This window comes from Mesoflavibacter sp. CH_XMU1422-2, assembly GCF_037029245.1.
In the GTDB taxonomy this organism is placed as follows: domain Bacteria; phylum Bacteroidota; class Bacteroidia; order Flavobacteriales; family Flavobacteriaceae; genus Mesoflavibacter; species Mesoflavibacter zeaxanthinifaciens.
Genome location: NZ_JAYMEE010000059.1, coordinates 1 through 23,498 on the forward strand (window position 1 = coordinate 1; position 23,498 = coordinate 23,498).

The window sequence follows — 23,498 nt, forward strand, 5'->3', positions numbered from 1 at the left end:
TAGCGCCGATGGTACTACATTGTGGGAGAGTAGGTCGTCGCCTTTTTTAAAGTCCTCAACATATTTTGTTGAGGACTTTTTTTTGTTCTTTTGTTTTCTATTTATGCTTTTTAATATATTTATTTCTTTTATTTTTGAAGGTGATGGAAATAAATAAAGAGTTAGAATTAGCTTGGAATTTTGTAAACAAAAGCCAGCGAAATATTTTCTTAACAGGTAAAGCTGGAACTGGTAAAACAACGTTTCTTCATAGATTAAAATTAAATTCACTTAAAAGAATGGTTATTGTTGCACCTACGGGTGTAGCAGCAATTAATGCTAAAGGTGTAACTATTCATTCTTTCTTTCAATTACCTTTTGGGCCTATTCTTCCTGATGATATTCTTTCTAATGCTAGTGGTTTTAAAACTAAATTTAGTAAGACAAAAATCAATATTATTAAATCATTAGACTTATTAGTAATTGATGAAATTAGTATGGTCAGAGCTGATTTATTAGATGCTATTGACAAAATTTTAAAACGATATAAAAACAGAAATCAAGTGTTTGGTGGTGTACAAGTTCTTATGATTGGTGATTTACAACAGTTGTCACCTGTTGTAAGAGATAATGAATGGGAATTGCTAAAACCATTCTACAACAATGCTTATTTTTTTAGTAGTCATGCGTATCAATATTGTAATCCAATAACTGTTGAATTAAAACACATATATAGACAAGATAATCCTAAGTTTATTAAAATTTTAAATGAAATAAGGTCTAATAACTTATCTAAAAATTCAATATATGAGCTTAATAAACGTTTTGATTCAAATTTTTCACCTTCAGAAAATGAAGGCTACATATTTTTAACTACTCACAACCGTAAAGCCGATCAAGTTAATAAATCAGAATTAGATAAACTTTCAACGAAATTAGTTAGTTATTCAGCTAAAGTACAAGGTAAATTTCCAGAGTTTTCTTATCCGAATGAGGATAAATTAGTATTAAAAGTAGGAGCGCAAGTCATGTTTATTAAAAACGATAGCTCACCAGAAAAGCGTTATTTCAATGGGAAAATAGGAAAAGTAATTCATTTAGACAAAGACGAAGTTGTTGTAAAATGTCCAGACGATGATTTTACTATAATCACAAAACCTGAAACTTGGGAAAATATTACCTATAAAGTAGACAAAGAAACAGATGCCATAACAGAGGACAAAATTGGAAGCTACATGCAGATGCCTTTACGCTTAGCTTGGTCAATTACAATCCATAAAAGTCAAGGATTAACTTTTGAAAAAGCTGTTATTGATGCAGAAGGTGCTTTTGCGCATGGTCAAACCTATGTTGCCCTAAGTAGATGTAAATCTTTAGATGGTTTAGTCTTAAAAAGTAAGATTGATTCAAGACATATTATAAGTGACACCAATGTTCTTAATTTTACCAAACAAGCTGAAGAAAATCAACCAGATGAAAAAGAACTAGAACAATCAAAATCAATTTTTCAGCTTCAATTAATTTCAGAAGTTTTTGATTTTTTTCAATTTATATATCCTGTAAATAGAATTCTAGATATCTATTATAAAAATAGAGGAAGTATTGAAGGCAATGTAGAGCAACCTTTAACCATTATTAAGGATTGTGCTACAAACTTACTGAAAGTAGCTAATTCATTTAAAATTCAACTAAAAGAATTAGCTCAAGATAAGTTGCCAGAAAACGATCAGGTTATACAAGAACGTTTTAAAAAAGCTATTAATTATTTTTCTGAAGAAACTAAAATCAAAATTATAGATGTTTATCAAAACTTTAGTTTTAGCACAGATAACAAAGCTTTAGATAAAGATATTAGCAAACAATTAGATACAATTGAAGAACTTATAGCCACTAAAAAACTTTACTTCTCTGAATTAAATCAAGGTTTTGAAGTCAATAATTTTTTAGGTCTAAGAGCTAAATCGGTCTTTTTAACTAAAGACAAACCAAAAAAACTCAGAAAAACTGTCATTGATGGTACTACAAATATTGAATTATTTGAGCTGTTAAGAGAATTAAGAAATACTCTTGCGCAAGAACACGATTTAATCCACTATCAAATCTTTACCCAAAAAGCACTTTACGAGATGTGCGAAACCTTACCAACGACCAAAAAAGAATTATTACAAGTCAATGGTTTTGGTAAAGTGCGAGTTGAAAAGTATGGAAACGATATTTTAACTGTAATTAAAGAGTATTGTGAAGAGAATGATATTGATACTTCAGATGATACTCAATTTGAATTTGTAGAAGAAGAAAAGCCAAAACGTAAAAAGGGAGATACACAAAAAGAGTCTTTAGCACTTTTTAAAGACGGTAAAACTATAGAAGAAATTGCTCACATTAGAGAATTAAATGAAAATACAATATTCGATCATTTGGCTAAATTTATTAAATCTGGTGAAATTAAAATTTCCGATTTAATGCCAAAAGCGCATTATCAAGAATTAAAAGAACTAATTCCAAAACAAACGTTTGATACACTTTCAGATTTAAAACATCAACTAGATGATAAATATAGTTATGGTGAAATCAGGTTGGTTTTAGACGAATTAAACTCATAAAAAAAGGCTTCAACAGTATATGCGAAGCCTTTTCAATTTTATATAATTGAAATGTTACCCTTTAATAACACCTCTAGAAATTACAATCTTTTGGATTTCAGAAGTTCCTTCATAAATCTGAGTGATTTTTGCATCACGCATTAAACGTTCTACGTGGTATTCTTTTACAAAACCATTTCCACCGTGTATTTGTACAGCTTCAACCGTTTGTTCCATAGCAACTTTACTAGCGTATAATTTTGCCATAGCACTAGACATATCGTAATTGTTACCTTGGTCTTTATCCCAAGCAGCTTTCATTACTAACATACGTGCAGCTTCAATTTCTGTATACATATCTGCAAGTTTAAAAGCAATTGCTTGATGGTTACAAATTTCGGTACCAAAAGCTTTACGCTCTTTACTATATTTTAAAGCTAACTCGTAAGCTCCAGAAGCAATACCTAAAGCTTGTGCAGCAATACCAATACGTCCACCAGAAAGTGTTTTCATTGCGAATTTAAATCCAAATCCGTCTTCACCAATTCTGTTTTCTTTTGGTACTTTAACATCGTTAAATTGTAGCGTGTGTGTATCACTTCCTCTAATTCCTAATTTATCTTCTTTAGGACCAATATCAAAACCTTCCATACCTTTTTCAACGATAAAAGCATTGATTCCTCTGTGTCCTTTTTCTCTGTCTGTTTGTGCAATTACTAAATAAACATCAGATCTACCACCGTTGGTAATCCAGTTTTTTGTTCCATTAATTACATAATGGTCACCTTTGTCTATTGCAGTAGTTGTTTGCGATGTTGCATCACTACCAGCTTCTGGTTCACTTAAACAAAATGCACCAATTTGCTCACCAGTAGCTAATTTTGTTAAATATTTTTGTTTTTGCTCTTCTGTTCCAAAAGCTTCAAGACCGTAACAAACTAATGAGTTGTTTACAGAAACCATTACAGAAGCAGACGCGTCTATCTTAGATAACTCTTCCATAATTAATACGTAAGAAATCGCATCCATACCACTTCCACCGTATTTTGGGTCTACCATAATTCCCATAAATCCAAGTTCTCCCATTTTTCTAACTAAATCTTGAGGGAATTCTTGTTTTTCGTCACGTTCTATAACGCCAGGTAATAATTCTGTTCTTGCAAAATCGCGAGCTGCGTCGCGAATCATTAAATGTTCTTCTGTAAGATTAAAATCCATAGTGGTATATAAAATTGTTAATTCAATAAAAAATGTCTTCAAAGATAACTTTTTATTAGCATTTTTTCAATCGTTATAGTTATTTTTACTCGATATGTTAAAAGAAAATTATCACATAGTAGGTGTTATGTCTGGAACATCTTTAGACGGAATTGATTTAGCTGAAATTAATTTTATTAAAAAAGATACTTGGCAATTTCAAATTTTAAATTCGACTACAGTTTCCTATTCTGAAGATTGGCTTAGAAAACTTAAAAACTTAACCCAACAATCTATAAAAAAATTACAACAAATAGATGTTGATTACACTAATTATTTAGCTGAAGTTATTTCGACTTTCATTAAAAAAAATAACATAAATCACCTTGATGCTGTTTGCTCTCATGGTCATACTGCATTACACCAACCAGAACAAAAATTAACATATCAAATAGGTAATTTGCCTGTATTGGCAGAACAATTAAAGCAAACTGTTGTATGTGATTTTAGAGTACAAGATGTACAATTTGGTGGTCAAGGTGCGCCATTAGTACCAATTGGTGATCAGCTTTTATTTTCGGAGTGTGATTATTGTATTAATCTTGGCGGATTTGCAAACGTGTCTACATTTATTAATAAGCAACGCATCGCTTTCGATATTTGTCCAGTTAATATTGTACTTAATAAATATGTACAACAATTAGGATTTGACTATGACGATAAGGGACATTTAGCTTCACAAGGAAAAATAAATCAACAACTATTAGAGCAGTTAAATGATTTAGATTTCTATAAAAATTCATATCCAAAATCTTTAGGTTTGGAATGGGTAGAGCAGCAAATTTTTCCATTAATAGATAACTACAAATTAGAAGTAAAAGATATTTTGCACACTATGATTCATCATGTGGCGCAACAAATAGCAAAGGTGATTAACCAAAAAGATAATGCATCTGTTTTGCTAACTGGTGGCGGAACGTATAATGATTTTTTAGTTGAAAGAATTAAAGCTTTAACCAATGCTAAAATCGTTATTCCATCTGCTGAATTAATAGAGTTTAAAGAAGCTTTAATTTTTGGCTTTTTAGGTGTGTTAAAATTAAGAAAAGAAAATAACTGTTTAGCATCTGTTACAGGAGCAAGTAAAGATCACTCTTCTGGGAAGATTTATAAATTTTAACAATACAATATCAGTAGTTTACTTAATTTTGAAGCTTTGATACAGCTTTTGAAAAGTATATCAAAAAATAATAACAATTAATAAATAATTAAAAAAATGAAACAACTATTACTAGCATTTGCATTACTAATTTCTGGATTAACTTATGCTCAAGATTTTGATGATAATTGGGAAGACAGATCAGAAAAGTTACCAGGTTACGTAATCACTAATAAAGGTGAAAAGATAGAAGGTTACTTAAAAAGATTCTTAAAAATTAAAAGTCAACGTAAAGTAAAATTCTTCAAAACATTAGAAGATAAACCCGTAGTTTATGATCCAAAAGATTTAAAAGCCTATAAAATTGGAGAAGATTATTACGAAACACATCCTTACGAAGGTTTAAGCGGAAAAACAAAAGTCTTTTTATTAAGAACAGTAGATGGAAAAATTAGTCTTTTTGATTATTACATAAGAGTAGAAGATGATAAAGGTGCAGAAATGACACTTAAAAAAGATGGCAACAAAGAGATTATTTTAGACTTTGATGGTACAAAAATTCAAACAGAAGTGTTAGCAGTAAAAGATGGTGATGATTACCTAAAATTTGCTTCGCCAAAGGTATTGTTTAGCTTTAAAAATGTAATGAGTAAATACGTAAGTGATTACCCAGAACTAGCTAAAAAAATAAAAAGCAAAGAAAAAGGATATCGTGTTTTAGGTATTTTAAAAATTGTAAACGAATACAACGCACATTTTGAATAAGATACAATTTAATAAAATAACACTGTTGTTAATATTACTATCTACAACAGTGTTTTCTCAAACCGCCAATTTTACTTGGACAGATTGGGCAAAAAATGGTCATAATGGATATCAAAATCCAAATATTATTTTTCCAACAACAGAAGATTTTACAATCTATAGTATAGAAAAATCAGGATCTCATGTTTACGCACCAAAGCTAATTTACATTACAAAGCACGATTACAATCGTCAAGTTTTAAAAGATGTAAATTTTAAATTACCACAGCGTCAACGTATGGATGCTACTTTAATAGATGTTATAGAAGGCGATAATAAACTTTACTTTTTCTCTAATATTGCTTTAAAAAAAGATGGTAAAAACGTGTTATACGTTCAAGTATTCGATAATAATAGTTTTACTATTTCAGAAGAAAAAGAGCTGTTTACCTTACCTATAGAAAAAGTAAATAACTCAGGTTTTTTTAATGTAGAAATTTCTCCAGACAAAAACACAATAGCTGTTTTAGTAAATAATGTTTTTGAGAAAAAGCAAAACGAAAAAATTACAACAGTTTTATTTGATAAAGATTTAAATGAAATAGCTAATTCAAATTTCACTTTAAATTTTGAAAGCGAAAGAGCTTACAAAGAACAGCTTTACATCACTAATGATAAAACAGTACATATTGTAAAACATACAGATATTTTTAAAAAAGAACCAAAAACAGCTGTTATTACAATAAACGGAACAGATAAAAAGACACAACAAGTTTCAGCTTCAGAGTTTTATATTTCAGACAGTAAAGTAATAACTGTAGCTAATACAAATTATCTAATAGGTTTTGCGACAGATAACGTAAAACCAGGAATTTCGGTTGGCGGAAAAAAAGATAAAAGCTATTTTCTTTACGATATAACTAACGGAAATTTAATAAGAAATCAAGGTTGGTCAGACACTATACTTAAAAAAGTTTTAGGTAAAGGCTTTTTAGATTTAACAATTCAAAATGTACTAACTCAAGATAACAATATATATTTAATTGGCGAATGTTTTAAATCCGAAAGTGCCTTAAAAGAAGGCGCAAGTTTTGAGTATGATTACACATATAATATAGGTCCAGGAATAGTTGTAAAGTTAGATACAGCAGGACAAGTAAAGTACGAGTCTTACTTAAAATATTCAGACACTTATAAAAATGAAGCTAAGCGTATAGCCTCATTTTATCCTTTTTTAAATAACGGAAAATTAAATCTGCTAACAACAGAAAAAGAATACGTTTTAAAAGAGAAAAAAATTGTTTTAGGTAATAGGAAAATCGAAGCAAGAGCAGTTATTTTAAACACAATTGATGATACAGGAGATCAAACAATTGTACCATTTTGGGACAGTAAAGTTGGCGGCGAAGATTTAATAATAGATTTTGCACCAACCTTTACAAAACAAATAGATACTACCAATTTTGCTATTTATGGCTATGGTAATCTATATCATGCATTTGGAAAAATGACATTAAACTAAAAACTTAACAATAATTTATAATAATAAAAATGGCTTTACTTTTAAAGCCATTTTTTGTTTTTTATATTTGTTGTTACTAATTAACAATTCTTCAAAAAAATGAATCAACTAAAAACCTGTTTAATCCTAAACTAACAAGTTGATTTTATTCTTAATAATTAAATGAAAGACTTACTAAAAATTTACGAAAATAAGGCGCCAGAAATTGTATTTAACTGGAAAGATTCAGAAACAGATGCAGAAGGATGGACAGTTATAAACTCTTTACGTGGTGGCGCTGCTGGTGGCGGTACACGTATGCGCAAGGGATTAGATATGAACGAGGTATTATCTCTTGCTAAAACAATGGAAGTAAAATTTACAGTATCTGGACCAGCAATTGGTGGTGCAAAATCAGGAATAAATTTTGATCCAAAAGACCCAAGAAAACGCGGCGTTTTAGAGCGTTGGTATAAAGCAGTTTCACCTTTATTAAAAAGTTATTATGGAACTGGTGGAGATTTAAATGTAGATGAAATTCACGAAGTAATTCCAATCACAGAAGATTCAGGTGTTTGGCATCCGCAAGAAGGTGTATTTAATGGTCATTTTCAACCTACAGAAGCAGACAAAATTAATCGTATTGGTCAATTACGTCAAGGTGTAATCAAGGTTTTAGAAAATGTAAACTATTCACCAGACGTTTCAAAAAAATATACTGTTGCAGATATGATTACTGGTTATGGCGTTGCCGAAGCAGTAAAACATTATTATGAAATTTATGGCGGAAATGTAAAAGGAAAACGTGCTGTAATCCAAGGATTTGGTAACGTTGGCTCTGCAGCAGCTTATTACTTAGCTCAAATGGGTGCAAAAGTGGTAGGAATTATAGATATTTCTGGAGGAGTAATTAATGAAAACGGATTTACTTTTGAAGAAATTAAAGAGTTCTTTTTAAATAAAAACGGAAATACTTTACTAGCAGAAAACATGATTCCGTTTGAAGAAATGAATGAACGTGTTTGGTCACTTGAAACCGAAATATTTGCACCTTGTGCAGCATCACGTTTAATTACTCAAGATCAAATAGATCAGATGATAAACACAGGTTTAGAAGTAATTTCTTGCGGCGCAAATGTACCATTTGCAGATAAAGAAATTTTCTTTGGACCAATAATGGAACATACAGATCAACGTGTAAGTTTAATACCAGATTTTATTTCTAATTGTGGTATGGCACGTGTATTTGCTTATTTTATGGAACGTAAAGTGCAAATGACAGACGAAGCTATTTTTAACGATACGTCTTCAATAATTAAAAAAGCAATACAAAACGTACACGATAAAAGTCCGTTAAAAACCGAAATTAGTAAAACAGCATTCGAATTAGCATTAAAACAACTTATCTAAACACATGGAAACAGCAATAATTTTAGTATTTGTAATTGGTTACTTAGCCATTACATTAGAGCATAATTTAAAAATAGACAAGCTTATACCAGCATTGGTAATGATGGCAATAAGTTGGGCTTTAATTTCTTTAGGTATAGATGCGTTTCCACAATGGTTTGACTCAGCTAACCACGGTTTAGTAGAAGGTTATACTTCTATGGGACATGAAAGCAGAATGCATTTAATGGAGGAAACATTATTACATCATCTTGGTAAAACAGCCGAGATTTTAGTGTTCTTATTAGGCGCAATGACTATTGTAGAAATTATCGATTATTTTGATGGATTTTCTACAATAAAAACCTTCATTAAAACTAAAAATAAGAAAAGTATACTTTGGATATTTTCAATTTTAGCTTTCATATTATCTGCAATTATAGATAACCTAACAGCTACAATTGTATTAATTTCTATTTTACAAAAAATAGTAAGAGATAGAGATGTACGTATTTGGTATGCTGGTATTATAATCATAGCAGCAAACGCTGGTGGAGCTTGGTCACCAATTGGAGATGTGACAACTACAATGCTTTGGATTGGTAAAAAGGTATCTGTTGGGCATTTAGTAGGTTATTTATTACTACCATCTTTAGTATGTATGGTTATACCATCGTTTATAGCGTCTTTCTTACCAGCATTTAAAGGTCAGTTAGAGGTTGAAGATGATGTAGAAGATAAGCCAAAAAGTAAGTACAGCTCTACAATGTTATATTTAGGATTAGGTGCAATAGTATTTGTTCCTATTTTTAAAACTGTAACACACTTACCACCATATGTTGGTATGATGTTAGCTTTAGGTGTAGTTGCTGTATTTGCAGAAGTATATAGTTCTTCTAAATTTAGTTTAGCAGAAGTAAATCATACCGAAAGTGATGCTCATGCACACCATAGTCCAGTGCATAGTTCTCTATCAAAAATCGAGCTACCAAGTATTTTATTCTTCTTAGGAATTTTAATGGCTGTAGCAGCATTAGAATCTTTAGGAACTTTATTTGGTTTTGCTAATACGTTAAAAGAAAGTATGCCAATGATGGGAACAGAATTACATGGTGAAGGCGTTTCAGATTTAGTGATTTTATTACTAGGAATTGGATCTGCGGTTATAGATAACGTACCATTAGTAGCGGCAAGTTTAGGAATGTTCTCTGAGCCAATGGATAACGAGCTTTGGCATTTTATTGCTTACTCTGCAGGAACTGGAGGAAGTATGTTAATTATTGGTTCTGCAGCAGGAGTTGTAGCAATGGGTATGGAAAAAATTGACTTTTTCTGGTACTTAAAAAAGATAGCTTGGTTAGCTTTAATCGGTTTCTTAGCTGGTGCTTTAACCTTTTTCTGGACAAGAACTTTATTTTAATAGACGAAATTCTAAATTGAAACGTTACATATAGGTACCTAAAATTTAAATATGATAAGTAATTTAATTCAAGACACTGCTCAAGAAGCTTCTGAAGTTTTACAAGATGGAGAATCAGTAGAAAAAACCTTATCTATAATAGAACTAATTACCTCTGGTGGTACAGCAGGTATGGTTATTATAGCGGTTTTAATTTTAATGCTAATCTTTACTTTATACATATACTTTGAACGTATATTAACCATAAAAGAGGCTTCTAAAATAGATGCTAATTTTATGAATCAAATTAAAGATTATGTTAGTAATGGAAAAATTGATTCAGCCCAAAACCTGTGTTCAACAGTTAATTCGCCAGTATCAAGATTAATTAGTAAAGGAGTATCAAGAATTGGTAAACCTTTAGAAGATATCAATACAGCAATAGAAAACGCAGGAAGATTAGAAATTTATAATCTAGAAAAAAACGTAAGCGTTTTAGCAACTATATCTGGTGCAGCGCCAATGATCGGTTTTCTTGGAACGGTAATAGGAATGATTTTATCAATATTTGAAATAGCTAATTCTGGCGGATCTATAGATATTAAAACATTAGCAGACGGTTTATATACCGCAATGACAACTACTGTAGCAGGTTTAATAGTAGGGATTGTTGCTTACATAGCATATAACCATTTAGTTGTTAAAACAGACAAAGTGGTGTATCAAATGGAAGCTAATTCGCTAGAGTTTTTAGACTTATTAAACGAACCTAGTTAATATGCGATTAAGAGGAAGAAATAAAGTAACACCAGAATTTAACATGTCGTCTATGACCGATATTGTTTTCTTATTGCTTATCTTTTTCATGATTGCATCTACATTAGTTTCTGCAGAAGCTATAGATTTACTATTGCCAAAGTCTTCTAGTAAAACGACGCAAACAAAAAATGTTTCTGTAAGCGTAGATAAGGATGTAAATTATTATGTAGACATGAAAAAAGTGTCTAAAGATAATTTAGAAGCAGAAGTTTTAGCAAAAGTTGGTCAGTCAGATTCACCTAGTATCACTATACGATCGGATCAAGATGTAGAGATGAAACATGTGGTTTATATTATGGATATAGCCAACCGTAATAAGATAAAATCTACTTTAGCAGTTAAGTCGAAGTAATTTTTAAATGAAATATTTAAACACCAAACACGAACGTAATTCAGCAAAAATAACAGCACTAATTGTACTGATTTTATTGCTATTGCTATTTGTTGTCGGACCTCAATATATGGATCCGCCAATAGAGTATGGTGTTTCAGTAAATTTCGGTAACTCTGCAGTAGGTAGTGGTAATGTGCAACCAGATAAACCTGTAAAATCTGAAGATTTAAATATTAACAAACAGCCACAAGAGGAACAAGCACAAGAAGAAACTCAGGAAGAAGCTGCAGCATTTACAAACGAAACTTCAGAAGAAGTGATTACTCAAGAATCAGAAGAGGCAATAGCAATAAAAAAACAGAAAGAAGCAGAAGCTAAAGCAAAAGCAGAAGCCGAAAGAAAAGCGAAAGAAAAAGCTGCAGCAGAAGAAAAGAAGCGTCAAGAAGAAGCAAAAAAGAAAGCAAAACTAGATGCTATGATGGGAGGACTTAACAATTCTGATGGTGAATCTAGCGGAAGTGAAGGTAATGACAACCAAGCAGGTGATAAAGGACAATTAAATGGAGATCCTTATGCAAAAAGTTATTTTGGAGGTCCTGGTTCTGGAAGTGGTGGTGTTGGATATGGCTTAAACGGAAGAGGTAAGCCAACTAAGAAAATATATGAACAACCTTGTCAAGAATATGGATTAGTTGTGGTCGAAATTCAAGTTAACCAAAAAGGAGAGGTTATTAAAGCAGTACCTGGAATAAAAGGTTCAGAAAACACTTCACAATGTTTATTAGATACAGCCAAAAAAATTGCTCTGTCTCACAAATGGGATCCAGATTATGATGCTCCATTACGTCAAATAGGTTTCGTGAGTATAAATTTCAAACCAAACTAATGACTTATCAAGAGACTGTTAATTGGATGTTTACTCAGCTTCCAATGTACCAAAAGCATGGTAAAACAGCATTCAAAAAAGATTTGACTAACACATTGTTGTTAGCTAATCACTTAAATAACCCACAACATAAATTTAAATCTATACATGTAGCTGGTACAAATGGTAAAGGATCTAGCAGTCATATGCTGGCATCTGTTTTACAAGAAGCTGGTTATAAAGTTGGGTTATACACATCGCCTCATTTAAAAGATTTTAGAGAACGAATTAAGGTTAACGGCGTAGAAATAAGCAAGCAATTTGTAATCGGTTTTATTAAAAGAAATAAAGCTTTTTTTAAATCAAATCCATTATCTTTTTTTGAAATGACTGTTGGTATGGCGTATGACTACTTTGCAAAACAAAAAGTAGACATTGCTATAATAGAAGTTGGTTTAGGCGGACGATTAGATTCAACAAACATTATCATTCCAGAAGTTTCATTAATTACTAATATTGGTTATGATCACACACAGTTTCTAGGTAATACATTACCATTAATAGCATCAGAAAAAGCAGGTATAATAAAGCCTAATATTCCTGTAGTAATTAGTGAAACTCAAGATGAAACTCAACTTGTTTTTGAAGAGATAGCTAAGCAAAATAACTCTAAACTATTTTTTGCAGATCAAATAATAAACGAAACTTATCCAACTGATTTGTTAGGTAATTATCAGAAAAAAAACGTCAAAGGTGTATTGAAAGTGCTTGAAATTCTTCAACAGAAAAACTATAAAATTTCAAAAACAAATATTAAAAACGGACTTTTAAACACAGTTAAAAACACGGGATTAAAAGGTCGTTGGCAAGTACTTCAATCAAACCCTAAAATTATTTGTGATACAGCACATAACAAAGAAGGATTGAGTATTACTATGTCTCAATTACAACAAGAACAATTTTCTAATCTACATATGGTTTTTGGTGTGGTTAATGACAAAGATTTAAGTCAAATTTGGAGCATTTTGCCTAAAAATGCCACGTATTATTTCTGTAAACCTGATGTGCCAAGAGGTTTGGATCAAAATATTTTAAGAGATCAATTTTTGTGTGAAGGTTTTTTCGGTGAATCATATCTATCTGTAAAAGAAGCTGTTGATAAAGCGAAAAGCAGAGCAAGTGATGATGATGTGATTTATATTGGAGGAAGTACTTTTGTTGTTGCAGAAATTTTTTAAAAATTTTTCCAAAAAAGTTTTTGCATATTCAAAAACTAGTCTATATTTGCAGTCCAATTACGAAGGGCGCGTAGCTCAGTTGGTTCAGAGCACTTGGTTTACACCCAAGGGGTCAGGGGTTCGAATCCCTTCGCGCCCACAAATAAAGGTCTTCTTTTGAAGACCTTTATTATTTTATAATAATTCTAAAACTCTTTCTAGAGCCATTCCTCTAGATCCTTTTATTAGGATAGTTGAGTTGCTAATTTCTTTAAAGTTTAATTTGAAATTTTCAAAAGAAGAAAATTTTTCGATCTTTTCGTTTTTACTATTTACTTTATTAAAGTTTTCTCCAATAAGATAAATTTTATCAAGATTTAGTTTTGTAACCAAGTCAGCTATATTTTGATGTTCAATAGATGCATCATTTCCTAATTCAAACATATCACCTAAAATAGCTATTTTACGCTCATCAGAAAGCTTGTTTAAGTTGTCTAATGCAACTTCCATACTAGAAGGATTTGCATTGTAAGCATCCATTATTATTTGGTTGTTCCCTTTTTGTATTATTTGTGATCTATTATTGGTAGGTACGTAACTTTCAATAGCAGATTTAATATCATCTGTTGATACTTTAAAGTGTTTGCCTATTGTTGTTGCAGCACAAAGATTTGTAAAGTTATATGTGCCTATTAATTTTGATTCAATTATTGTATTGTCAAAAGAGAAAGCTACAAATGGGTTTACTTCTTTAAATTCTATTTGATAATCACATTCTTCTTTTGATGAAGAGAAACATATTGTTTTTTTATAGTCTTTTAATTTTTGTTGCTGAATTTTATCATCACCATTCATGAATATGTCTTTATTATTTTCAATTAAGTGATCATATAATTCGCTTTTACCTTTTATGATTCCTTCAACACCTCCAAATCCTTCTAGGTGTGCTTTTCCGAAGTTTGTTATGTATCCGTAATCAGGCTCAGCTATTTTGCATAAAAACTGAATTTCTTTTTGATGATTCGCACCCATTTCTACTATACCTATTTCTGTATTTTTATTCATAGAAAGTAGTGTAAGTGGTACACCAATATGATTATTTAGGTTACCTATAGTAGCTACAGTTCTATATTTTTTAGAAAGTACAGCATTAATTAATTCTTTAGTTGTTGTTTTACCGTTACTTCCAGTTAAGGCTATAATGGGTAAGTCTAAATGTTTTCTATGATAGTTTGCTAATTTTTGTAAAGTTTCTAGTGCGTTTTTTACGCAAATAGTTTTATTATCTATAATATATTCTTCTTGATCAATTATAGCATATTTAGCGCCTTTTTCTAGTGCTTGTTTAGCAAAAGTATTGCCGTTAAAATTATCGCCGCTTAAAGCAATAAATAAACAGTCTTTAAATATTTTTCTTGTGTCTGTACATACACCTGTACAGTTCAAAAATTTATTATGTATTTGTTCTATTGTCATAAAATAAAAGTATAAAAAAAGTCCTAACAAATTTGTTAGGACTTTTAATTTATTCAAATATTTATTGAATTAGTTTTTTGTTTTGCGGTTACCTTTTGATTTAGATCCAACTCTTGACATAGCACATCTAAAACCAATATAGTCTGTTGCCATGTTTTGAGGATAGTAACGTCTTTGTGCTGGGTCTAACCAGTACTCTCTGTCTTTCCAAGATCCACCTTTGTAAACTCTTACTTCGTCATTTATTAAAGAAGTACGTCTATCTGATTTGTCGTATTCTCTAATAAAGTTTCCTGCAGAATCTACTTCGATGTTGTGTTTAGGTGAGTTGTACATTTTTCTTGTAAACTCATCTGTAGAAGCTTCACCTTCTTCTTCATCAAAGTCTGTGTAGTATCTTGAAGATTGAACATCTCCATCTCTAAAGTTTCTGTTATCACTTCTATCAAAGTTTGTACGTAAGTATGTTTCTTTTTCATCAACTGGTTGCGTAGCAATTTCTCCAGGTAGATCTCTTGCAATTACATCACCATTTGGAAGTGTGTCAAAAACAATTTCATCAGTAGTTACTACTTTAACAGTACCTTCTTCTGTGATAACGTTTTTAGTATAAACGTTACCTCTGTAATAGTTAAAGTCATTAAATTCGTCATCTACTATAGGTCTGTAAACATCAGCAACCCATTCTGCAACGTTTCCTGCCATGTCGTATAAACCAAAATCATTTGGATCGTAAGATTTTACTTGAGCAGTAATGTCTGCGCCATCATCAGACCATCCAGCGATACCACCGTAGTCACCTTTACCTTGTTTAAAGTTAGCTAATTGATCACCTCTAATCTTACGTTTTCCTGATCTTGTATATTGTCCATCCCAAGGATATTTTTTACGACCTCTATATACATTATAACTTCTTACTTCAGATAAGCCTAAAGCTGCATATTCCCATTCTGCTTCAGTAGGAAGTCTGTATTTAGGAGAAATTAATCCTGTTTCTCTAGACGCATAAACATTAATTTCTTCTCCTGCTGCATTTGTTTGAGCTTTTAATTTTCCACCTCTTAAAACATCTTCGTTTCCACCGTAAGTTTGTGTTGGACTATTAATATATGTATCTGTGCTAAAGTTAGCGTCTGCAGTTGCTTCTAATTCGCTACCTTGTTTTAAGTATCCGTTTTCTTGAAGTTGTAATTCGTTAACACGATCAGTTCTCCAGTTAGCAAATTCGACAGCTTGTATCCAACTTACACCAACTACAGGATATTCTCCATAACCTGGGTGACGTAAATAGTTTTCTGTCATAACTTCATTATATCCTAAACGGTTTCTCCATACTAATGTATCTGGTAAAACACCGTTATATATTGCTCTAAAGTTTTCTTCTTCTGGTGGATATGTTCTTTTAATCCAATCTAAATACTCAAGGTACATTTTGTTAGTTACCTCAGTTTCATCCATGTAAAAAGACTGAATGTGTTGTTGTGTAGGAGTATTGTTCCAGTCATGCATAACATCGTCTTGGACTCTACCCATTGTAAAAGTTCCTCCTTCAACAAAAACTAATCCTGGAGCTGTTTCTTGCTCTTTAAATTTGGTGTTATATTGAAAACCACCATCTTTTGAGTTAATGTCCCATCCTGTAGCTCTTGAAGTGTTTGAGCCACCACCAGATCTTTTACAACCTACCAAGGTTAGAGATACTGCTAAAACTAGACATAACCTTGATAAAAATACTTTTTTCATATTCATGCGTTTAGAATAAAAATGTTTTTAAGAGGACGCAATATAAGAATTATACCCAACACTACAAGAGATTTTAGCTTTTTTGAATAAAAAAAATACTGCACTTAATCCTATTTATTTACTTTACAACGATGTTTTGTATGAGTTTTATCGTTGTTTTCAGTCACTATAACGTGTTTATTTCAATTTTATTATTGTAATTTTGAAACTGTTTTATGAAATTATTAAGAATTAAATAATATCATATAAAATTAGACGTTATTATTGCAATGAAAAAGATTTTAATTGTACTTGCTGTACTATTTGTTTTGCCACTTTTTTCTCAGCAGAAAAGTGTAACCTTAAATTGGGATTCGTACAAAACACTTAAAGCAGATGGCTTTTCGGTTGTTGTTCCAGCATTTTTACCTGAAGAAAATTTTAATTTTGATTTAGATAATGGTGTTATTTATTCTAACGAATGGAAAACATCAATACCGGTTAATGAAAATTCTGTAAATCTATCCAATGTAGCCTATCAAACAGTAACTAGAGAAGAGCTAAAGGGATTAAAACTCTCTTCAATTCCTTCAACTTTACAATATTCTTTAAAAAATGCAAAAGGAAGAAAAGATAGTTATGCGGTTTTTAAACTGAAGCCATTTGTTAAAGAAGGAAATAGCATTAAAAGAGTAAAAGCTTTTACTATTAATTACACAAATAGTACTAATTCTTTTAGGGCTTCTAATGCTCAAGTAGTAACAAATTCAGTTTTAGCAAATGGAAGTTGGTATAGATTTGAAGTAGATAAATCTGGAGTTCATATTTTAAACAAGTCTTTATTAAGTCAGTTAGGTATAAATGTCAATAATGTAGATCCAAGAAATATCAAAATTTTTGGTTATGGTGGAATGATGATGCCGTATAACAATATTGCTAACTTTCCTTTTGATCCAGTTGAAAATGCAATTAAGTTTGTGGGTGAAGAAGATGGTGTGTTTAACGATTCTGATTATATATTGTTTTATGCGCAAGGACCTTCGGCAGATGTAGACAATGTAAGTATCAACACAAATATTAATCCGTATTCAGATAAAACTATTTATTATGTTAATGTAAGTTCTGGTAATGGAAAACGAATTCAAAATTATAACCAACCAACAGGAAGTGTTAGTGCAACATTTAACACGTTTCATGATTATAAATTTCATGAAGTAGATGAAAGAAACCTTGTTTTTGTTGGAAGAAGGTGGTTTGGAGAAGAGTTTAATGTAGAAAATTCACAAAGTTTTAGTTTTGATTTTCCTAATCTAGTGCCTTCAGAGCCTGTTAGAGTTAAAGTGCATACAGCAGCTGCTGCTTCTAATAATACAACATTTGCAGTTACAGTTAATGGTAGTCAAGTAGGAACTATTACGCACTCAAGTTCAAACCCTGGAGATGGAGTTTATGCATCAGGAGGAAGCTTAAATCAAAATGTTACTGTAAGTTCAAGCACTGTAAATGTTGGATTAACTTATAACAATCAAGGTAATCCAAGTGCTAACGCATACCTTGATTATGTGTCTGTTGAAGCTGTTAGAGATTTGTCATTTTCTGGTAATCAGTTTAAGTTTTTTAACCGTTTAGCTTTTCAGGGTTCAGGTGTTGCTTCTTACAGTTTGTCAAATGCAAGTCAAGTACAAGAGATTTGGAATATTACAGACTTATACAACGTGTCTTCTATATCAAATGAAGGAAATGCAACCATTACTTTTAACACAAATTTGGGCTCGGAAAATAAATTTGTAGCAGTAACATCTCAAAACTACTATTCACCTATAGTACCTCAAAACACTTTTGTAGGTAATCAAAACCTTAAAGGAACTATTTTTTTAGATAACAACGGAAATTTTCAAGATATAGATTATTTAATGCTTACTACTGGTTCGCATTTAGGGCAAGCACAAAGATTGGCACAAATTAACAGAGATAAATACGGACTTAATGTAAAAGTAGTAACATTAGGATCTATTTACAAAGAATTTGCAACTGGTAATCCAGATATAGTTGCTATTAGAAATTTTGTAAAATACGTTTACGATAATGCTAGCTCTCCAGAAAATAAAGTAAAGTATTTATGCCTTTTTGGAGATTCATCTTTTGATTACAAAGGAAGAATTTCATCAAATGCTTATAATTTTCCAACCTGGAATGCCTACAGTAGTTTTAACTTAACAAACTCGTTTATATCAGACGACTTTTATGGGTATTTAGATTTAGGTGAAGGAAACTTAGACGCTTACAATAGTGCTAATAAATTAGATGTTGCTGTTGGTCGTATTGTTGCAGACTCACCACAACTAGCTAAGGATATGGTAGATAAAGTAGCGATTTATTACTCAAAAGACGCTTTAGGAAGTTGGAGAAATAATTTTGTGGTAATATCTGATGATGTAGATGAAGCGTGGGAAGGAACGCTACAAGCAACGACAGATCAAATTGCAGATGAAGTAACAGCAAATAAGCCTTTTATAAATGTCACTAAAATACATTCAGATGCTTATCAACAAGTGGCTTCTGCTGGAGGAGATAGATATCCAGAAGTAAATGTAGCGATAGCAAATGCAATAGAAAAAGGAGCTTTAGTTGTAGATTATTTTGGACATGGAGGAGAAGATGGTTTAGCAAACGAGCGTATCATGCAAAAACCAGATATTCAAGCTTTAAATAATGAATGTAAATTAAACCTGTTTATTACTGTAACATGCGAGTTTACTAGATTTGATAATCCTTTAAGGGAAACTGCAGGAGAACTAATTTATTGGAATAGGAATGCAGGTGCAATAGGTTTGATCACAACGACAAGACAAATATTTGTTACGGTAGGAAGAGATTTTAATGAGGTTTTAAAAGAATATTTATTTTCTTTTAGTGATCAAGATACTTACGCAGATAACGAATATCCTAGTGCAGCAGAAGCATTAAGGTTAGCAAAAAATGATCCATCATTTACATCATCTCAAAAAAGTCTAGCGTTTTTTATCGGTGATCCTGCATTAAAGTTAGCATTTCCTCAGCCTAATATAAGACTAACAAAAATAAATGATGTTCCAGTAGGTCAAAACACAGATGTTCTACAAGCGCTAAGTTATGCTAAGCTTTCTGGAGAGGTAACAGATGTTAATGGAAATGTGTTAACAGACTATAATGGTACTTTAACAGCAACAATCTATGATAAAGAAATTGAAAGACAAACCTTAGCTAACGATAATACAACAAATAATAACGGGACTATTTATTTAGATTTTACAACTTTAGGAGCATTAGTGTTTAGAGGTCAAGCTTCTGTAACCAATGGGCAATTTGAGTTTGATTTTATCGTTCCCAAAGATATAGGTATACCTGTAGGGTATGGTAAAGTTAGTTTTTATGCTGTAAAAGAAGATTCTTTAGAAGACAAAACAGGCGCTAGTATAAATACAATACAAATTGGAGGTATAAATCCAGATGCAGAAGAAGATAATTTGCCACCAACAATTCAACTATACATGAATGATGAAACCTTTGTGTCAGGAGGAATTACTAACGAGTCACCAATGATCTTAGCAAAATTAGAAGATGAAAACGGTATTAATACAGCAAGTGGTATCGGGCATGATATAGTTGCGATTTTAGATGGTGATGAGGTTAACCCATTTGTGTTAAATGATTACTACACTGCAGATGTAGACAATTATACTAAAGGATCATTAACTTATCCATTAAGAAATTTAGAGCCAGGCTTACACACCTTATCACTAAAAGCATGGGATGTATACAATAATTCTTCTACTACCGAGATACAATTTGTTGTACATGAAGAAAATGAAAATTTAGTATTAACAAACGTTTTAAACTACCCAAATCCTTTTGTAAATTACACAGAGTTTTGGTTTAGTCATAATAGCTCAGAAGTATTAAACATTTCAGTTCAGATATTTACAATATCAGGTAAATTAGTGAGAACACTTAACGGGACAACAGGAGCAAATGGAGGTTCTTGTTGTGGTGGTTCTATTGCAGGAACATCAAGAGATATTGTTTGGGACGGACGTGACGATTTTGGTCAAAAAATAGGAAAAGGAACTTATATTTATAAACTAAAAGTCCATTCTCCTTCGACAAATAAAACTACAGAGAAAATAGAGAAACTTGTAATACTATAATAATAAATTATATTTGCTAACAAATTAGATATATGAAAAATAGATTTTTAATAATTGTAATATTCTTTTTAACAATCAAAGGGTTTGCGCAAACAACAATTATTCCTGATTATGCTAATGACACAAGAGTAATTACAACAGGAGTTCCTTTTGCTTTAATAGCGACAGATGCAAGAGCTGCGGGATTAGGAGATATGGGTGTAGCTACATCACCAGATGCATATTCTCAGTTTTGGAATGCATCTAAGAATGTCTTTTCAGAAAACCAATCTGGTATTTCATTAAGTTATACGCCTTATTTAAGTAAATTAGTTAATGATATAGGTTTAGCCTCTCTAACTTATTATAATAGATTTAATGAAAATAGTGCTTTTGGTGTAGGTTTTAGGTATTTTTCTTTAGGTGAAATCGAATTCGTTGAAGATGAATTTTCTGAGCCAGTTATACAAAAACCAAATGAATTCGCTTTAGATGTTTCTTACTCTATTCGTTTAAGTGATCAATTTGGAATGGGTGTAGGTTTACGCTATTTAAGATCAGATTTAAAGTTACAAAGAGATAATGTTGATGCAAAAGCAGCTAGCACATTTGGAGCAGATATTACAGGGTACTATCAAAGTGAAGAACAAGCTTATAGTGATTTTAATGGTCGTTGGCGAGGTGGATTTGCTATTCAAAATATCGGACCTAAATTTAAGTATGATGAAGCTGCACCAGAAAATTTCCAACCAACCAACTTAAGATTAGGAGGAGGATTTGATTTCATATTTGATGAATATAACAAATTAGGGTTAACAGCTGAATTTACAAAGCTTTTAGTGCCAACTCCACCAATCTTAGGAAATGAGTATGAGTACATAGATGAAAATAATAATGGAGTTTATGATGAAGGTATTGATACTCTAGGAGATGAAGTTCGATCAAACGTAGTTTTCTCTGGTCAAGATGATCAAGTTCCATTCTTATCAGGAATGTTTCAATCTTTTGGTGATGCACCAGGAGGTTTTAAAGAAGAGTTACAAGAATTTACCTACGCTTTAGGAGCAGAATATGTGTATCAAGATGCATTCTCACTAAGAGCAGGATATTTTAATGAGCACGAAACTAAAGGTGCACGTAAGTTTTTTGCTTTAGGAGCAGGATTTAAATATAACGTGTTAAACTTAGATATGTCGTACTTATTTTCATCATCAAAAGTACCAAGTCCTTTAGAAGGAACATTAAGGTTTTCTTTAACCTTTAACCTTGGAGCTGGAGAATACGATGAATATTAGAAAATATTAAAAAGACGTTAAAAAGAAACTATTGCGAAAGCAATAGTTTTTTTGTCTATAATTGTTTAGTATCTTTATTAATATGAAAGAAGTGAAAATAGAAACAACTTTGCAGGTTTATGATCATTTAAATGATACACCAAAAGAAGTTCAAGATTTAATGGAACAAGCAATAAGTGCCAGAGAAAAAGCTTATGCACCATATTCTAAATTTAATGTAGGTGCAGCTTTGTTATTAGAAAACAAAGAAATAATAACAGGTAGCAATCAAGAAAACGCTTCATATCCTTCAGGATTATGTGCAGAACGTACGGCAATTTATTTTGCAGGAGCTAAATATCCTGAAGAAAAAATAATAAGAATGGCTATTTCAGCAAGTTCAAAAATACATACAACAATAACACCTATACCTCCATGTGGAGCTTGTAGGCAAGCTATATCAGAGTATGAAAACAAACAAAACCATCCAATAGAAATTTATTTTATGGGAGAATCAGGAAAAGTAGTAAGGTCTAACTCTTTAGCAAATCTTTTACCATTAGGTTTTGATAAAAGCGTGCTATAACGTTTTCGTTAATTTTTACTATTTTCAGTTTTTTCATTACTAACTAAAGTGTTACTTTTGTTAATCGGTAAAACTATAAACGTCACCAATGCAAAAAATAACTAAAGAAACGTATTTAAAATGGTATGAGGACATGCTGTTTTGGAGAAAGTTTGAAGACAAACTAGCAGCAGTTTACATTCAACAAAAAGTTAGAGGTTTTCTACACCTTTACAACGGTCAAGAAGCAGTATTAGCAGGAGCATTACATGCTATGGACTTAACTAAAGACAAGATGATTACTGCTTATCGTAATCACGTGCAACCAATAGGAATGGGTGTAGACCCTAAAAGAGTAATGGCAGAGCTTTATGGTAAAGCAACTGGTACATCTCAAGGTTTAGGTGGTTCAATGCATATTTTTTCTAAAGAACACCGTTTTTACGGTGGTCACGGTATTGTTGGAGGACAAATACCTTTAGGAGCAGGTATTGCTTTTGGTGATAAATATCACAACAGTGATGCAGTAACAATTTGCTGTTTTGGTGATGGTGCTGCACGTCAAGGATCATTACACGAGTCTTTTAACTTAGCAATGTTATGGAACTTACCAGTAGTCTTTGTATGTGAAAACAATGGTTATGCAATGGGTACATCTGTAGAGCGTACCGCCAACCATACAGACATATGGAAGTTAGGTTTAGGGTACGAAATGCCTTGTGGACCAGTAGACGGTATGAATCCAATTAAAGTTGCAGAAGCTTTTGACGAAGCTATCCAACGTGCAAGAAAAGGTGGCGGACCAACATTTTTAGAGGTTAAAACTTACAGATATAGAGGTCACTCTATGTCAGATGCACAACACTATCGTACAAAAGAAGAAGTAGAAGAATACAAAAAAATAGATCCTATTACGCAAGTAAAAGATATTATTTTAGAAGAAAAATACGCTACAGAAGAAGAGATTAAGCAGATTGATAAGCGCGTTAAAAAATTAGTTTCAGAATGTGAGAAATTTGCAGAAGAGTCTCCATTCCCAGAAAAGAATGTAATGTACGATTCTGTTTACGAGCAAGAAGATTATCCATTTATACAACACAAATTATAAGC

At 31.6% G+C, this 23,498-nt stretch carries 17 protein-coding genes and 1 tRNA gene; 15 read left to right on the top strand and 3 right to left on the bottom strand.

Translation table 11 applies throughout. The features are described from left to right. Positions 1-143: 143 nt before the first annotated feature. A complete protein-coding gene (locus WA340_RS07560) occupies positions 144-2,582 on the top strand; it encodes a helix-turn-helix domain-containing protein (RefSeq protein WP_336128271.1) in 2,439 nt (812 codons plus the stop codon). A gap of 54 nt (positions 2,583-2,636) precedes the next feature. Here WA340_RS07560 and WA340_RS07565 read toward each other — a convergent pair whose 3' ends face one another. After that, complete coding sequence (locus WA340_RS07565; RefSeq protein ID WP_027880325.1) at positions 2,637-3,779, bottom strand: acyl-CoA dehydrogenase; 1,143 nt, start codon at positions 3,777-3,779, stop codon at positions 2,637-2,639. A 94-nt stretch (positions 3,780-3,873) separates the two neighbouring features. Here WA340_RS07565 and WA340_RS07570 point away from each other — a divergent pair, with 94 nt between their 5' ends. The 10 genes from WA340_RS07570 to WA340_RS07615 all read left to right on the top strand — a co-directional run bounded on the left by WA340_RS07570 (position 3,874) and on the right by WA340_RS07615 (position 13,345). After that, the gene (locus WA340_RS07570; protein ID WP_336128273.1) at positions 3,874-4,938 is read left to right on the top strand and encodes an anhydro-N-acetylmuramic acid kinase; all 1,065 of its coding nucleotides are present in this window, start codon (positions 3,874-3,876) and stop codon (positions 4,936-4,938) included. Positions 4,939-5,034: 96 nt separating this feature from the next. Next, positions 5,035-5,682, top strand: coding sequence for a hypothetical protein (locus WA340_RS07575; RefSeq protein ID WP_106678776.1), 648 nt, complete (start codon positions 5,035-5,037; stop codon positions 5,680-5,682). Next, positions 5,675-7,183: a hypothetical protein gene (locus WA340_RS07580; protein WP_336128275.1), complete on the top strand. Its 1,509-nt coding sequence runs from the start codon at positions 5,675-5,677 to the stop codon at positions 7,181-7,183. Before WA340_RS07575 ends, WA340_RS07580 begins: the two co-directional genes overlap by 8 nt. Positions 7,184-7,345: 162 nt before the next feature. Next, positions 7,346-8,572, top strand: a complete 1,227-nt coding sequence (locus tag WA340_RS07585) for a Glu/Leu/Phe/Val dehydrogenase dimerization domain-containing protein (RefSeq protein WP_336128276.1) — start codon at positions 7,346-7,348, stop codon at positions 8,570-8,572. Between the two features lie 4 nt (positions 8,573-8,576). Further along, positions 8,577-9,971 carry a sodium:proton antiporter NhaD gene (gene nhaD / locus WA340_RS07590; RefSeq protein WP_336128278.1) on the top strand — a complete coding sequence of 465 codons (1,395 nt, stop codon included), beginning with the start codon at positions 8,577-8,579 and terminating at the stop codon, positions 9,969-9,971. A 51-nt stretch (positions 9,972-10,022) separates the two neighbouring features. Next, complete coding sequence (locus tag WA340_RS07595) at positions 10,023-10,727, top strand: MotA/TolQ/ExbB proton channel family protein (protein ID WP_223077362.1); 705 nt, start codon at positions 10,023-10,025, stop codon at positions 10,725-10,727. A 1-nt stretch (position 10,728) separates the two neighbouring features. After that, positions 10,729-11,121, top strand: coding sequence for an ExbD/TolR family protein (locus tag WA340_RS07600; RefSeq protein WP_027880332.1), 393 nt, complete (start codon positions 10,729-10,731; stop codon positions 11,119-11,121). Positions 11,122-11,128: 7 nt separating this feature from the next. Next, positions 11,129-11,989, top strand: coding sequence for an energy transducer TonB (locus WA340_RS07605; RefSeq protein WP_336128279.1), 861 nt, complete (start codon positions 11,129-11,131; stop codon positions 11,987-11,989). Further along, positions 11,989-13,206, top strand: coding sequence for a bifunctional folylpolyglutamate synthase/dihydrofolate synthase (locus WA340_RS07610; RefSeq protein ID WP_336128281.1), 1,218 nt, complete (start codon positions 11,989-11,991; stop codon positions 13,204-13,206). Before WA340_RS07605 ends, WA340_RS07610 begins: the two co-directional genes overlap by 1 nt. 64 nt (positions 13,207-13,270) lie before the next feature. After that, a tRNA-Val gene (locus WA340_RS07615) sits at positions 13,271-13,345 on the top strand. A 35-nt stretch (positions 13,346-13,380) separates the two neighbouring features. On the opposite strand, the gene WA340_RS07620 is transcribed toward WA340_RS07615, so the two are convergent. Beyond that, complete coding sequence (locus WA340_RS07620; RefSeq protein WP_336128282.1) at positions 13,381-14,661, bottom strand: UDP-N-acetylmuramoyl-tripeptide--D-alanyl-D-alanine ligase; 1,281 nt, start codon at positions 14,659-14,661, stop codon at positions 13,381-13,383. A gap of 69 nt (positions 14,662-14,730) precedes the next feature. Then, complete coding sequence (gldJ, locus tag WA340_RS07625; protein WP_336128284.1) at positions 14,731-16,410, bottom strand: gliding motility lipoprotein GldJ; 1,680 nt, start codon at positions 16,408-16,410, stop codon at positions 14,731-14,733. Positions 16,411-16,673: 263 nt separating this feature from the next. On the opposite strand from gldJ, the gene porU reads away from it, so the two are divergent. From porU to pdhA, 4 genes are all read left to right on the top strand, one after another. Next, on the top strand, positions 16,674-20,570 hold the full coding sequence (gene porU, locus WA340_RS07630) for a type IX secretion system sortase PorU (protein ID WP_336128286.1): 3,897 nt from the start codon (positions 16,674-16,676) through the stop codon (positions 20,568-20,570). Positions 20,571-20,602: 32 nt separating this feature from the next. Then, positions 20,603-21,844 (top strand): type IX secretion system outer membrane channel protein PorV, encoded by a 1,242-nt coding sequence (gene porV, locus WA340_RS07635; RefSeq protein ID WP_336128288.1) that lies wholly within the window; start codon positions 20,603-20,605, stop codon positions 21,842-21,844. A gap of 82 nt (positions 21,845-21,926) precedes the next feature. Beyond that, positions 21,927-22,409, top strand: a complete 483-nt coding sequence (gene cdd, locus WA340_RS07640) for a cytidine deaminase (protein ID WP_304145624.1) — start codon at positions 21,927-21,929, stop codon at positions 22,407-22,409. 88 nt (positions 22,410-22,497) lie between these two features. Further along, positions 22,498-23,496, top strand: a complete 999-nt coding sequence (pdhA, locus tag WA340_RS07645) for a pyruvate dehydrogenase (acetyl-transferring) E1 component subunit alpha (protein WP_304145621.1) — start codon at positions 22,498-22,500, stop codon at positions 23,494-23,496. The last annotated feature ends 2 nt before the right edge of the window (positions 23,497-23,498 follow it).

Coding starts and splice junctions, on each gene's coding strand:
- WA340_RS07600 (WP_027880332.1), top strand. CDS start 10,729: ATGCGATTAAGAGGAAGAAATAAAGTAACACCAGAATTTAACATGTCG.
- WA340_RS07570 (WP_336128273.1), top strand. CDS start 3,874: ATGTTAAAAGAAAATTATCACATAGTAGGTGTTATGTCTGGAACATCT.
- WA340_RS07595 (WP_223077362.1), top strand. CDS start 10,023: ATGATAAGTAATTTAATTCAAGACACTGCTCAAGAAGCTTCTGAAGTT.
- WA340_RS07565 (WP_027880325.1), bottom strand. CDS start 3,779: ATGGATTTTAATCTTACAGAAGAACATTTAATGATTCGCGACGCAGCT.
- gldJ (WP_336128284.1), bottom strand. CDS start 16,410: ATGAATATGAAAAAAGTATTTTTATCAAGGTTATGTCTAGTTTTAGCA.
- cdd (WP_304145624.1), top strand. CDS start 21,927: ATGAAAGAAGTGAAAATAGAAACAACTTTGCAGGTTTATGATCATTTA.
- porV (WP_336128288.1), top strand. CDS start 20,603: ATGAAAAATAGATTTTTAATAATTGTAATATTCTTTTTAACAATCAAA.
- pdhA (WP_304145621.1), top strand. CDS start 22,498: ATGCAAAAAATAACTAAAGAAACGTATTTAAAATGGTATGAGGACATG.
- WA340_RS07610 (WP_336128281.1), top strand. CDS start 11,989: ATGACTTATCAAGAGACTGTTAATTGGATGTTTACTCAGCTTCCAATG.
- nhaD (WP_336128278.1), top strand. CDS start 8,577: ATGGAAACAGCAATAATTTTAGTATTTGTAATTGGTTACTTAGCCATT.
- WA340_RS07575 (WP_106678776.1), top strand. CDS start 5,035: ATGAAACAACTATTACTAGCATTTGCATTACTAATTTCTGGATTAACT.
- WA340_RS07585 (WP_336128276.1), top strand. CDS start 7,346: ATGAAAGACTTACTAAAAATTTACGAAAATAAGGCGCCAGAAATTGTA.
- WA340_RS07620 (WP_336128282.1), bottom strand. CDS start 14,661: ATGACAATAGAACAAATACATAATAAATTTTTGAACTGTACAGGTGTA.
- porU (WP_336128286.1), top strand. CDS start 16,674: ATGAAAAAGATTTTAATTGTACTTGCTGTACTATTTGTTTTGCCACTT.
- WA340_RS07605 (WP_336128279.1), top strand. CDS start 11,129: ATGAAATATTTAAACACCAAACACGAACGTAATTCAGCAAAAATAACA.
- WA340_RS07560 (WP_336128271.1), top strand. CDS start 144: ATGGAAATAAATAAAGAGTTAGAATTAGCTTGGAATTTTGTAAACAAA.